We start from the raw sequence: 12601 nt of genomic DNA, 5'->3' as shown, positions 1-12601 counted from the left end.
GGCCGCATCACCGATAAGGATGGGACCCCATAAATGCACCATAGTTTTGCTCGTCGCGCGCTCCTGACGCAGACTGCCATCGTAGGAGCTGGCTCCCTTTTGAGTGCGTGCGCGGGTTCTTCTATTTCTACCGCGAATAAACGTCCTGCTGCCGCTTCTTCGGCGGCGCCTTCACCAGTTGCAGCTTCTCCCCAGGTGGACCCTGCCTCAGGTTCGCAGGTGCGCGGTCCGGTGGTTCTGCCAGCCCAGTACTATGAGACAGCAAATGGGCCGTTTGAGGCTGGCACATTGGAGCACGGACCCCGGAATGTGGCCAAGCCTAAAGAACCTGAAAATATGCGTGAGCTTTCTGAACAGGGCATTCTTAGCTTCCTGCAGTACTGGTGCGCGGCGCAGAACTACATGTACCTTACCGGTGATATTTCTCTCTTTGAGGCTCTGCCAGGCAACGATAAGTACAGCACAAATATCGGTATTTATTCGAAGCTTTACTCTCGTGATGAGGGGTGGGTTGTGTGTGATACTGAACGCCCCACCGGTATTACTCTCAATACTGACAGGCCCGTACGGATCGGCTCTTCAGAGGTATTCCGCTGGGAGTCCATGTACACGGTTGACAGTAAAGCTCACCTGTACCTGCTCAAGGCACAACGTAACGTGTCTTTTACCGACATGTACGGTACAACCCGCCGGGCGGATGTGTTCGTCAAATACGGTGACAACGGTTGGCAGATGATGGATGATGCGGAGGTTTCGGCGGCGAAGGAGTCGCTGGCCCCCTCAGCATCCGCTGCGTCCCCGTCTTCCCGGTAGCAGCCGCATAATGAGCACCGCCGCTGACACCGCCCCTTCCCGGGGCAGCTGGATGTGAGTAACAGCTCTAGAACTGGCGACGTATTCGTTTGTGGTTTTACCCTGCACCGCATAGGCTTTGTATACAAGTTGCGGTGTTCTTAGAAGGGATAGTCCACCATGATTCGATCTGCTGTTGCCTCACGCCGTATTTTTTTGGTTGGAGCAGCCTCTTCGCTGGGTGCTGCGGCGCTCTCCGCCTGCGGCTCTAGTTCTTCTTCCCGCACCGCAGGCAATGCAGGTGTACCAGCAGGCGGTTCCAGTGTTCAAGCCACCACCGCGGATACCCGGGAGAACCTCTCCGGGGAGCTGCTGTGGCAGCATTACAGATCTGCTGGCCCTCAGCCGTCAGCTGGGTCAACGGCGGCACCTACCGGCAACCCTGCATCGCTGCAGTCAAAAGCCACAGATGTTCCCGTACCCACCGAGTACGACTATATGCGTGATGAGGACACCTCGGGACTAAGATTCACGTTCGCTTACTATATTGCGGCACTCAATTATGCGCGAGCCACAGGCGATATGAAACCAGCATTGAAGGTGGTGCATCCGCAGAACCAGCCCGCTATTGCACAGTTGCAGGGGTATGAGCAGCTGTACATGAGTACGACGCAGTGGATTGTGGGTGGTTCGTGGACAGTCTCCCTCACCGAGAAACAACCGGATGAGAAAGGCTATAAGTACGCTTGGGCCTGCTCAGTGAAGCAAGAGAGCGGTGTGCTGGTTAATGCTGCCGCTAACACGAATACTGCCCTACCCACGGAGGAAGCCCGCACAATGCGTAAACTGTACGGCATGTGGGAGGGTGAACAGTGGTGGATTATTTCAGCTGAGCAGTACGACCCGTCAGCCAGTCCCCGACGCACAGCCCTGCCCCAGGTGACACCAACGGTTCCTGCGAAAGTTGTGACCGTTCCTGCCTCTCGCTAGACCCACAATAGTGCGCGTCTACTCTAGGGCCGGTAGCGTATAACCCATAATGTGCCTCAGGTGCGGTGGGATATAACCTATGTGATGTTCCAGATATATTTTTTTGAACGTATCCCCCGGGTTTTACAATCACAGGGACGCCTTGTGTGCATCAGCGCAGGTTGGAGTAAAACAGCGTGAGACAAGCGTCTGCGTAGTCACCGGTTTGCGGCCTCAAGATGACAGGGTGGGCACGCTAGAGTAGGTATAGAATAATGAGGATTATTCCCGTTGAAAAGGAGCCCTCGCTATGTCCCGAGCTGCACTCACCCGTAGAACTGCAATAGCTGCTGCGGGGCTGACGTCGGTAGGAGTGGGAGGCGCTTTCCTGCTGGATACGGTTAACTCCACCTCAGCTAACGAGCAGCGGCCGCAGGCAGGTTCGCAGTCCCTCACCCCCGTGCCCACAAAATCACCGGGGTACCGGGGAGATGTGAAATTCACCTCGTACTCTGGGGATGTGGAGGCTGTGGTTCTCGGGAATGACAATGAGAAAGCCAAGAATGTGCCCGCCCCGCAGGAGCCTCACGGCATGACCGAACCAAATGTTGAGGGGCTGTACAGCTTCATTGGGTTCTGGGTTGCCGCGCATAATTACCTGCTATTAACCGGTGATGCTTCAGCGCTCAATAAGGTCACTGACGCCCAGTCGCAGGAGGATGCGAAGGAGCTGGGGGAACTGTACGCGAAGGGTGCATGGCTGCGTAGCTCCACGGCGCACCCTTTTACTCTCTCACTGGATACTGAGCAGCCAACAAAAGGCGAGAGCGAGAACACCTACATCTGGAAGTGCACACCGGGGTTTGACCCGCAGGCCCGGGTGGTGGGGGCCGCAAACACTATTTACGAAGATTTTAAATCTAATTTCGCGGTCGATACCGACCCGCTGTTTGTAGTGTATGACCAGGGTTCGTGGCGCATGACGTATGACGTGCTGCCCGAGACACGCGGTAAGGTTCCGGAGGCTGCCGCTGGCACCGCTGCCCCGGCATAACCTTCACACGAACCTGCCTGATACTGGTTCCCAGGATTTTCGCCGTAAGCTATAAGGTGGCGCACCCCCACAGGTAGATGTGTGGGCGGTATAGTTGATGTATCTCAACCTCACCGAGTGAAAGATTGGGTATATGACTTCCGACTTGACGCGCCGCACAGCTTTAGGTTTTTTCACCGTAGCCGGTATAGCTGCTGTCTCAGGGTGTTCCAATTCTATTTTTTCTTCTACTTCTGTTAAGACGCACACCCCTTCCTCGAGTGATTCTTCCGAGCCTGCGACAACAAGTTCCGAGGCCTCCCCCAGTTCCTCTTCGGCTTCGTCTCCCTCATCATCATCTTCATCTTCGTCGAGTAGTTCTGACTATTCTTCCGAAGTCAAGATTGATAAATATGACACATCAGCGGGCAACTTTGAAGCAGCCACCAAGGAACACCCGGCAAGAAACGTGCCTAAACCGGTTAAGCCCGAGAAGATGAGCGAAAACTCAGCCGAGGGCCTGAAAGCGGCATTAGGGTACCTTTCGGCGGCTTTGAAATACTACTATTTGACCGGGGAAACCGAGTTTTTGCGTGAGGTACGTCTGTCGGAAGACACATTGCCGAAGTATGAAAGCAAAGGTGCGCCCATCCGGGAGAAACGAAGCTGGTACGGTTCTCCCGAAGTGAAGATTTACCTCAATAGCCCCGAGCCGACAAAGAACGGCGATAAGTATATGTGGCCGTTTACCGCTAAGACGGATCAGGGGCCTTTCATCGTGAAAGATGGTAAGTACAGTTCACTATCTTCATACAGCCGGTATGGTGAATCACGCCAAATAGCTGTGGGTACATACGAGGGTGGGCACTGGACGATCATCTGGTATTCGCGTAGTTCCAGCAGCTCTTCGCCAACCCGCAGCCCGTCGTCGAGCAGCAGCTCCTCGTCTTCCTCTAGCAGCCCATCACCGTCCGAAAGTTCTTCCTCTTCCTCATCATCAGGTGGCGGCAACTTCATCTAATTGTTTCTAGGTGTCCACACACCTTCCGCCCCTCACGGTCGGTTCAGGCCGGAAAGGATGACTGCGTTGGCCTCTTCCATTACTCGCCGCACGGTTTTGGGCATGTTTTCGGTCGCTGGTGTGCTTTTTACCAGCGGGTGCTCCGGCGCTATAGTGTCGGCACCCGTCAAGCCAGCCCTGGCGGAGAGCCCCTCACCGGCGGAGAGCACCACGCCTGTGAGTGGTGAGACGACGTCGCCAAGCGCCTCCCCCACGCCTGCTGCTAAAGACTACAGCGGGGAGGCGAAACTTGAAAAATACGACACGTCGGCGGGCCCCTACGAGCCAGCGACCAAAGAGCATCCCGCCAAGAACGTACCAAAGCCGGTGGTTCCGGAGCATATGTATGAAGATTCGGTGGCGGGGATGCACGCCACAATTGCCTACTACGCCGCGTGCCTAACCTACCTCAATATCACCGGAGACCCCTCGCCCATACGCGCCCTCAAATGGCCGAATGAGAGCTATAAAAGTTTCGAGAAAATGGGTGCAGAAACTAAAAACGGTACGCTCTGGTACGCAAACCCAAATTTCAAGATTGTGCTCATTACCCCGCAGCCCACCCGGGAAGGCTCGCAGTACCGCTGGCCGTTGCGCATCATTAACGATCTGGGCTCTTTCGCGGTAAAAGACGGAAAATATACGGAGCTTTCGCCTCAAGACCAGCATTACGATAAAGAGGTTGTTGGCCTTGTCAATTACCAACAGGGGCGCTGGGAATTCCGGTGGGAAGGCGATGAAGATGACGACCCTTCACCGTCGGCAAGCCCGCGCGCGTCCCAATAATACATAACCATTACGGTGGGCTTTGTCGCCCTCATATTTTGTGCGTAAACTATCATTGCATTTGTTTTAGGGTTCTATAAATCTGTGAAAGGACAACGATGTTTCCTGCCGTGACGCGCCGCTTTGCGTTGGGATTAGCTGGCGTAGGCAGCGTGGTTGCTGCGCTCACCTCGTGCGGCGCGGGAGCAGATTACAAAGGCGAAGCGAAACTTGATAGATACGACACCTCCGCTGGCCCCTATGAGCCAGCAACTCAGGAGCATCCCTCGAAGAATGTGCCGGTTCCTATCAAGCCCGATAATATGGGGGAGAATTCCGTGGCAGGGCTTCATGCAACAATCTGTTACTTCGCGGCTTCTTTGCAGTACATGATGAACACGGGTGATTCCCAGCATCTGAAAGACATCAGGTTTGACCGGGAAGATCTGAAAAGCTACACCGATGTTGCGGAGCTTTTTGACGATAAAACCTGGTTGAGTGAGGTCACGGTGACTGTTGAACTCACCACTTCCGCCCCAATCAGGAACACTGATGGCTACCAGTGGCCCGCCAAACTCACCATGAAACAGGGTGATTTTGCGCTGATCCGCGGCAAAGTCTCGCAGGTTCCGCAGAACCGTAAACTGGTGCAATCCGAGGGTGATATTACGGGCCGCTATGTTGAGGGGTCCTGGAATCTGAGCACACCAAAGAAACGCTAGGATCGGAGTTCAGCCCGAGCGTGGCGCCCTGCGTCAATCATGCTTCAGGGTATGCTATTCTCTATCACGACACGATAGCAGTCACCGAAATATTCACTCGCAAACCAAAATTTTGAAAGGTATAGCTCTCATGTCATCCCCCTTGACCCGGCGCACTGCACTTAGTGTCATTGGTCTCAGCAGCGCAGCTTTTTTGGCTGCGTGCAGTTCTGAGTCGCAGCAGACCACTACCACCGCCTCTGCACCGTCTCCTTCTGAGCCTTCCTCAAGTACATTTGAGGTTCAGAGCGCATCTCCCCGCGCATCCCGTACCGCAACTGCCAGTGCCTCTGCGACGCCTTCAGCCTCTCCCTCCGAGTCTGCCACCGCCACCCCCTCAGCTTCTCCCACCGTTGAGGAGAAAAAGGACTTTAGTGGTGAAGCGAAGATTGATAAATACGACAAGCCCGGCGAATATATGGCTGCCACCGAGGAACACCCGGCGCAGAATGTCCCGATCCCAGTTCAGCCTGAGTCCATGAAAAAAGATAATGCAGCCGGGTTCGCGGGCGCATTGGCCTGGTTTGGGGCAGCGGTGGATTATCTGCTGCAGACTGGCGATATGCAGTACGTTAATACGGTAACCCTCAATGCTGAGGCAAAGAACGTACTGCAAGGCTATGCGGAGAGTACGAAGAAAAGCGAGGCCGATAAGATCTGGTATGCGAAGCCGTCCGCCTCGTTAATTATTACCGCCCCGCAGCCGGTGTATGCTGGCGGTTCGTGGAACTGGCAGGTGAAGCTGAATATTGACGTGGGCGAGAAGATTTACCGTAAGGGTACGCTGCAGGATACCCCCGCCGATAAACGCCATATCTACATGTCTGGTGAGGCTGTAGGCACCTATATGAACGGTATTTGGGATCTGAATATGGATATTAACTAGGTTCATTTAGCCTCTTCCCGGCAGGGTACCCTGATGCGCGTACCCCGCCGGGAAGGGCCCGTCTAATCCGCTGGGATACTGATGCTTTAGTAGATGAAAGTGGCTTGCATATCCCCAACTTTTGAGTGGGTAAAAGCTATAATCATGCTAGCTACTTCAACTGAAAGGCGTCCCGATGTCTGCTTCCGTGTCTCGTCGTTTTTTATTTACTGGCGCAGTTGGGGGTGCCTCCATCCTGTTTTTAAGCGCTTGCAGCTCCGGGGCGTCAGTGGTGGCCGCAGAGCGCACAGATTACAGCGGTGAGGTAACGTTCGATAGTTTCCGCCGCGAAGGTGAATATACGGCACCTACCCGCACTGAGCCCGCTAAGAATGCTCCCGTACCAACGCTTCCACACAACGTTAATGAGCACACAGTGGCGGGCCTATATTCCACTATTGGTTTTATAGCTGCGAGTGTTACATATGCCTACCAAACTGGTGATACGGGCCGGAATCTGCTTGATGGCGAATATCATAAACGCCTTGATACAGATTCACAGTCTTCTAGTGACTCTAGCGATTCTAGTGATTACAAGATATGGTCTGAGGCTCCCGATATCAGGTTTACGTTGAAGGATCCTATGCCAACGCGTGAGGGCGATACGTACTCGTGGCCAGCCATAATGACGGCGAAACTGGGGAGTTTCCTGGTATCTGCCGGGCGTGCACGGGAGATCCCAGCTGAAAAGCGGGAACAAAAATACGAAGGCACTATAAAAGCGAGGTACAGTGATGGCGTGTGGCGTCTCAAGCTCGAGGAGTTACTCAGCGACGATACAAACAGCAGGTCTTCGGGCGGGTCAAAAACTATCTAAGGTCTACGGTGCTGCAGGGTTGGTTATTGGGGCCTAGCCCCCGTCTTTTGGGGTTTCGGTGCGGCCTCTTATAATGTTTGAGGTATCTCAACTTCGTGTGTTCTAAGGATTCCTGATCACCGTGCCTACTTCCATGAATCGACGGTCTTTGTTTGCTCTAGCCGGTTGCGGCGGCGCTCTGCTCCTTGCAGGGTGCAGCACCAGCAATATGTGGCTTGATCGGCAATATGATTACAGCGGAGAACTGAAGTTCGACAGCTACCGTCAGAATGGTGACTACCGGGAAGCGACCCGATCTGAACCCGCCCAAAACGTGCCGGTTCCGGTGCTTCCTGCCCATGCGGATGAGCGCTCAGTGGCTGGGCTGTACAGCACTATTGGCTATATTTTTGCTTTCACAGAGTACATTATTGAAAGCAGAAACACAGGCGAAGCGCAACCCTATATGGAACGGTACCAGGGTCTTACCCAAGGGGAACTGGATCGGATGATCGGCAGCGGCAATAGCTGGTTTTCAAAGGTTCGGTACCACTGCACCATACACGCCCCGCACCCCCAAAAGAAGGAAGAGGATGTGTATGAGTGGCCAATGGAGTATTTCATTAAATTCGGTGATTTTGAGGTTATCTCCGGGAAAGTACGCGAGACCCCAGCCAGCGCTACTAATAGTGTTACCAGGTCAGGCCCGTTAAAGGCACGGTATGAGGATCATAAATGGGTGATTGATTTTTCGGAGTTTACCGCCAACACCAACGCATCTTCGGGTGTGTAATTAACGTATTTTCAGTATGTGTCGCACGTTTGCGCAAGAAGCTGCGGGGTATATAGTTATATCATCAGCGTCGTAAGTAGAGAGGTTCCCTCATGCCTTCTTCCGTGACTCGTCGCACTGCCTTCGGTGTATTTGGTATAGCTGGCATTAGTTTACTGAGCGCGTGTTCCGCTCGAAGCTCCTATAAAGGGAAAATTAACTTTAACTCCTACAAGGGCATAACCGCCGCCCTGTACAAACCCGGTACAGAGCAGGATCCTCCCGCTAATATTCCGGAGCCGATGTATTACGCCGGGCTTAACGAACGTACAGCCGAAGGGTTGTACAAATTTATCGGCTTTGAAGTAGCCTACTATAACTACCTCTTGTTTAGAGGCTTTACGTCTCCTTGGATTGAGCGCGGGTTTACGGATTCCTCTTCTTGCCCCTGCTACAGTACGTATCGTGATATTAGTGATAGGTGGCTCATTAGCGACACTTACGCTCCGCTGACGGTATCCATCATGGACGATATGCCATTTGAAGGGCCCAAAGACAATACCTATGTGTGGACTATAAAGCTCGAAGCGGACTCTGCCGCCCGCCTGTATGACAAAACAAGCCACCAATCCGTAAACCTTAACAGTCTCGACGGTATCGGCACAGAATATAAAGGGTATTTCGAATACTCCTACGGCAGGTGGTGGATACTTGACAGGAGCTTCCTGCCATCCAGCTGGTCTCCCGGGAAAACAGCTTCTTTCTAATCTGCGTATCTGAAGACCCACTATATCTGTACCCCTGTGCCTCTGTTACGAACTGTGACAGCCAGCATTACACCGGCACCTTATGGGGGTAGAGTTACTGACGAAGAAATAAAATCAAACAAAGGAATTAGATTCATGGCGCAAATCGTTAACAGCATTGTTGATGCTATCGGCCAGACTCCGCTTGTCCGTTTGAACCGACTCTCTGAGGGTCTGCCCGGCAATATTGCGGTCAAACTTGAATTCTACAACCCCGCTGGTTCTGTGAAGGATCGCATCGGCCGCGCCATTATTGACGCTGCTGAGGAAGCTGGTGCACTGAAGCCCGGCGGCACCATTGTTGAGGGCACCTCCGGTAACACTGGTATTGCCCTAGCGATGGTGGGGGCAGCACGCGGCTACAACGTTATTCTGACCATGCCCGAGACCATGTCAGCCGAACGTCGTGTCCTACTGCGTGCGTACGGTGCGAAAATTGTGCTCACCCCCGGTACTGATGGTATGAAGGGCGCCGTGGAGAAGGCTAAAGAGATTGTTGAGAGCACCGATAACGCGGTTCTCGCGTCCCAGTTCTCAAACGAGGCTAACCCCGCAATCCATTACAAGACCACCGGCCCCGAAATTTGGGACGCTACCGACGGCAAGATTGATATTTTTGTCTCTGGTATTGGTACCGGCGGCACCATCTCCGGTGCGGGTAAGTATCTGAAGGAGAAAAACCCGAACCTGAAGATCGTGGCCGTTGAGCCTCAGGATTCTCCGCTGCTTTCCGAGGGTCGGGTTGGCCCGCACAAGATTCAGGGGCTGGGGGCGAATTTCGTGCCTGATACTCTCAACCGTGATATTTATGATGCAGTTATCGCTGTTAGCGGTGAAGAGGCCATCCGCACCTCTCGCGCATTGGCTACCGAGGAAGGTATCCTGGGCGGTATCTCCTCGGGTGCAGCGGTGTATGCGGCTGTTGAGGAAGCCAAGAAGTCTGAGAATAAAGACAAGCTGATTGTCGCTGTTGTCCCCGATTTCGGTGAGCGTTACATTTCCACCGTCCTGTACGAGGATATTCGCGGCTAAACGTCCACTGCAAACGCCCCACTACCCCGGTGCGCGGGGTGCGGTGGGGCGTTCTTGCGTGTTAAGGTGCACGGGAATTTCCGGGCAGCTCACGATGTTTTACCACTGTGGTTCCCGCATAAGTGTTCGCTGTTCTCTCCCGCTCAGGTTTCCCTAGCGTGAAAACAGTCCCTGATGTTGGTACCTTTGGATGAACGCACAGTAAAAGAAGGATGACCATGGGATTCATCGCCCGTTTGCGTGAAGACATTGCAAACGTTCGCCAACACGACCCGGCCGCGCGCGGCACGGTCGAAATTATACTCAACTATTCGGGGATGCACGCCATCTGGTCGCACCGACTGAGCCACAGACTGTGGCAGCGGGATACAACGAAGGCCCTGGCGCGTTCAATATCACAGTTCACCCGTTTTCTGACAGGCGTTGAAATTCACCCCGGAGCTACAATCGGGCGCCGGTTTTTTATTGACCATGGCATGGGCATTGTGATTGGTGAAACCACCGAAATAGGTGACGACGTGATGCTCTATCACGGGGTGACCTTAGGCGGCCGCTCCTTAGAGAAAGTGAAACGCCACCCTACGATCGGTGACCGCGTGACGATTGGGGCGGGCGCTAAAGTACTCGGTCCGGTACAGATCGGTGCTGACAGCGCTATTGGCGCGAATGCGGTGGTGGTAAACGATCACCCGCACGATTCGATTATTACAGGTATCCCGGCAAAATCGCGCCCGCGCACCCCAGAAAAGAAGAAACCGCTGGTGGATGCTGTGGAGTATATAGACCCGGCCATGTGGATCTAGCAGTATCTGTTTCCTTCACCAGCCACACGGCGCATTGAAAATACTGCCGCCTCGTTTTAAAACCAGGCGGCAGTAATTCCTAGGCGCACTGACCTTTGCCTGTTCACCACCATCTACCAGCCGGAGCTAAACGTAGAAGATCCATAATTCCGGAGAGCCTGGGGCACCGCATACAGCATTTGTTCAAAGATTCGCGGTAGCATGGGAAGGTCAGTGTTCCTCGCGTGAACCACCATCCTATGAGGAGAATCAATGTCTCAGTTCCCACCTACAGAAGGCCCTGATGGAGCGAACAATAATAGTGGCGCAGATCAGGCCGGAACACAGGGGTACCCGGATACGTCAGGGGCTACCAATCACGGGCCCCAATCGGCTCCCCTGAACGGACCGGATGGTAACCAACAGTATGGGGACGAAACGCTCCCTATGGATCCTTCAGCCGTGCGGCAGGCAGCCCAGTATAACGGCTACAACTCCGGGAACCTGAACGGGCAGGGATATAACACCGGCAATTTGAATGGCCAAGGGTATAACACTGGGAACCTTGGCGGCTACGGATACAACACCGGGAATCTGAACGGTCAAGGGTATAACACTGGGAATCTTGGCTACGGCCAAGGCCCCTATCAACAGGGGTACCCAAGCGGCCCTATTCCGCCCTATAACGGTGCTGTACCTGGCGGCCCATACGGCAGGAATTACGGTGACCTCTATGAGGAGGAAGATCGTCCCCGTCCCGTGTGGCCGTGGATGGTGGGGTTCTTGTGCGGTGCTGGCGTAATCGCCCTCGTAGTGGTACTCGTAGTTACTATCACAACACGTAATAATGAACCGAATAATATTGCTGGTGGAGCGACTTCTTCCTCCGCCTCGCCGTCGTCGTCTTCAGCGTCTTCTTCTTCGAGTTCCCCCTCGCCGTCAACGTCATCGTCTTCACCGCATTCCTACGCCTCTACCCCATCCGCATCACGTTCTGCTTCTGCTACGCCTTCTATTGACCGGGCTACAACAAAGGTGAAGGTTGATGTTGAGGTCAAGGCTAACGGTAAGGCCCGCGTCTCTTACGGCCCGTACAGTTCCACCAGTACCGAGAACATTTCGAGCGACTGGCGTAAGGAAGGCATTGAGACTACTCTCAAGGACAGTTATACCCTTAATGCTTCCGGCTCGTACGGTGATGGTGGGGCCACTAAGGTTAGCTGCAAAATCACTGTTAACGGGGAAACCGTCTCAGAGAACCAAGCCAGCGGTACCTACTCCACGGTTTCGTGTCACATCCCTTACAGCTACGTGCCCAAACAGCAATAGCCTTTGAGCTTAGCAATCTTTGCAGCGCCATAATACTTTGATGATATATATCACGCACAAATGATGCGCTTTCTAGCAAGTTGCACCCTACAGAGTAACTAGATTGCAAAGTCGGTTCCCAAAAAATCTTCCTTTTTGGGAACCGATTTTTATACCTCAAGGATAGATAGGGTATTCTATAGATGTTCTCTGCGTAGAACAGGATGTGCACCCGTGGACAACGCTTCTCACGGTACTAACACGCCACAAAATAAAACCGGCACCTATGCACTTGTAGGTTGCCTAGGATGCGCAGGGCTGCTATTACTTGTCATTGTGGTTGTAGGGACGATAGCTGTTATTGGCTCTTCCTCCTCCAATAATTCCTCAGTGACGAATCCAACTAGTGTTGCTTCTTCCGAACCTGGAGGAGTATCATCTTCAAGCGCCCCTACCGCGCAACCTTCAACTGAAGAGAAAAAAGGAGAATCTCCAAAAGCAACCCATAGCTCAAACAACAAAAAGACACGCAGTGTGACCATTGAGGTGACTGCCTCAGGATCAGGACAGGTATCTTATGGGGGTTCAGGCTCTCATAACACTGCTAAGTTTGAAGATTCTTGGTCACACACCGAAGAAATCGGCAAGAGCGACTACTACACTGTTTCTGTCAGTGGAGATATTTTTAGCTCTGATGATTCACAAGTTGTCTCATGTAAATTACTCATTGACGGCAAGGTTAAATCAGAGAAAAGCGCCACTGGTAAGTACGGTCACGCTTTTTGCTCCACGTTCTAACC

The 12601-nt window shown here is 53.3% G+C and carries 14 protein-coding genes; all 14 read left to right on the top strand.

The window, feature by feature from the left end; translation table 11 throughout:
• The first annotated feature begins 33 nt into the window (after nucleotides 1–33).
• The 14 genes from D8M23_RS01915 (at nucleotide 34) to D8M23_RS01850 (ending at nucleotide 12599) form a co-directional block, all read left to right on the top strand.
• The gene (locus D8M23_RS01915; RefSeq protein WP_126853378.1) at nucleotides 34–813 is read left to right on the top strand and encodes a DUF6318 family protein; all 780 of its coding nucleotides are present in this window, start codon (nucleotides 34–36) and stop codon (nucleotides 811–813) included.
• A 159-nt stretch (nucleotides 814–972) separates the two neighbouring features.
• Complete coding sequence (locus D8M23_RS01910) at nucleotides 973–1782, top strand: DUF6318 family protein (RefSeq protein WP_126853376.1); 810 nt, start codon at nucleotides 973–975, stop codon at nucleotides 1780–1782.
• 289 nt (nucleotides 1783–2071) lie between these two features.
• A complete protein-coding gene (locus tag D8M23_RS01905) occupies nucleotides 2072–2815 on the top strand; it encodes a DUF6318 family protein (RefSeq protein ID WP_126853374.1) in 744 nt (247 codons plus the stop codon).
• 133 nt (nucleotides 2816–2948) lie between these two features.
• Entirely contained in the window at nucleotides 2949–3815 is an 867-nt protein-coding gene (locus D8M23_RS11790) for a DUF6318 family protein (protein ID WP_126853372.1), read from the top strand.
• Between the two features lie 66 nt (nucleotides 3816–3881).
• Nucleotides 3882–4640: a DUF6318 family protein gene (locus D8M23_RS01895; protein WP_126853370.1), complete on the top strand. Its 759-nt coding sequence runs from the start codon at nucleotides 3882–3884 to the stop codon at nucleotides 4638–4640.
• A gap of 98 nt (nucleotides 4641–4738) precedes the next feature.
• Nucleotides 4739–5341 (top strand): DUF6318 family protein, encoded by a 603-nt coding sequence (locus D8M23_RS01890; protein ID WP_126853368.1) that lies wholly within the window; start codon nucleotides 4739–4741, stop codon nucleotides 5339–5341.
• A gap of 130 nt (nucleotides 5342–5471) precedes the next feature.
• Complete coding sequence (locus D8M23_RS01885) at nucleotides 5472–6266, top strand: DUF6318 family protein (protein WP_006887823.1); 795 nt, start codon at nucleotides 5472–5474, stop codon at nucleotides 6264–6266.
• A gap of 175 nt (nucleotides 6267–6441) precedes the next feature.
• The gene (locus D8M23_RS01880; RefSeq protein WP_126853367.1) at nucleotides 6442–7122 is read left to right on the top strand and encodes a DUF6318 family protein; all 681 of its coding nucleotides are present in this window, start codon (nucleotides 6442–6444) and stop codon (nucleotides 7120–7122) included.
• 121 nt (nucleotides 7123–7243) lie between these two features.
• Nucleotides 7244–7894, top strand: a complete 651-nt coding sequence (locus D8M23_RS01875; protein ID WP_126853365.1) for a DUF6318 family protein — start codon at nucleotides 7244–7246, stop codon at nucleotides 7892–7894.
• A 92-nt stretch (nucleotides 7895–7986) separates the two neighbouring features.
• A complete protein-coding gene (locus D8M23_RS01870; protein WP_126853363.1) occupies nucleotides 7987–8640 on the top strand; it encodes a DUF6318 family protein in 654 nt (217 codons plus the stop codon).
• Nucleotides 8641–8775: 135 nt separating this feature from the next.
• Nucleotides 8776–9711, top strand: a complete 936-nt coding sequence (cysK, locus tag D8M23_RS01865; RefSeq protein WP_126853361.1) for a cysteine synthase A — start codon at nucleotides 8776–8778, stop codon at nucleotides 9709–9711.
• A gap of 218 nt (nucleotides 9712–9929) precedes the next feature.
• Nucleotides 9930–10514, top strand: a complete 585-nt coding sequence (epsC, locus tag D8M23_RS01860) for a serine O-acetyltransferase EpsC (RefSeq protein WP_006887821.1) — start codon at nucleotides 9930–9932, stop codon at nucleotides 10512–10514.
• 252 nt (nucleotides 10515–10766) lie between these two features.
• Entirely contained in the window at nucleotides 10767–11822 is a 1056-nt protein-coding gene (locus D8M23_RS01855) for a hypothetical protein (RefSeq protein WP_126853359.1), read from the top strand.
• A gap of 213 nt (nucleotides 11823–12035) precedes the next feature.
• Complete coding sequence (locus D8M23_RS01850; RefSeq protein ID WP_238693729.1) at nucleotides 12036–12599, top strand: MmpS family transport accessory protein; 564 nt, start codon at nucleotides 12036–12038, stop codon at nucleotides 12597–12599.
• Nucleotides 12600–12601 lie beyond the last annotated feature (2 nt).

The organism is Rothia sp. HSID18067, assembly GCF_003989445.1.
Lineage (GTDB): Bacteria > Actinomycetota > Actinomycetes > Actinomycetales > Micrococcaceae > Rothia > Rothia aeria.
The sequence above is the reverse complement of the archived record's forward strand: the minus strand, read 5'-3'. Positions and strand labels throughout refer to the sequence as shown.

Coding starts and splice junctions, on each gene's coding strand:
- D8M23_RS01915 (WP_126853378.1), top strand. CDS start 34: ATGCACCATAGTTTTGCTCGTCGCGCGCTCCTGACGCAGACTGCCATC.
- D8M23_RS01910 (WP_126853376.1), top strand. CDS start 973: ATGATTCGATCTGCTGTTGCCTCACGCCGTATTTTTTTGGTTGGAGCA.
- D8M23_RS01905 (WP_126853374.1), top strand. CDS start 2,072: ATGTCCCGAGCTGCACTCACCCGTAGAACTGCAATAGCTGCTGCGGGG.
- D8M23_RS11790 (WP_126853372.1), top strand. CDS start 2,949: ATGACTTCCGACTTGACGCGCCGCACAGCTTTAGGTTTTTTCACCGTA.
- D8M23_RS01890 (WP_126853368.1), top strand. CDS start 4,739: ATGTTTCCTGCCGTGACGCGCCGCTTTGCGTTGGGATTAGCTGGCGTA.
- D8M23_RS01885 (WP_006887823.1), top strand. CDS start 5,472: ATGTCATCCCCCTTGACCCGGCGCACTGCACTTAGTGTCATTGGTCTC.
- D8M23_RS01880 (WP_126853367.1), top strand. CDS start 6,442: ATGTCTGCTTCCGTGTCTCGTCGTTTTTTATTTACTGGCGCAGTTGGG.
- D8M23_RS01870 (WP_126853363.1), top strand. CDS start 7,987: ATGCCTTCTTCCGTGACTCGTCGCACTGCCTTCGGTGTATTTGGTATA.
- cysK (WP_126853361.1), top strand. CDS start 8,776: ATGGCGCAAATCGTTAACAGCATTGTTGATGCTATCGGCCAGACTCCG.
- epsC (WP_006887821.1), top strand. CDS start 9,930: ATGGGATTCATCGCCCGTTTGCGTGAAGACATTGCAAACGTTCGCCAA.
- D8M23_RS01855 (WP_126853359.1), top strand. CDS start 10,767: ATGTCTCAGTTCCCACCTACAGAAGGCCCTGATGGAGCGAACAATAAT.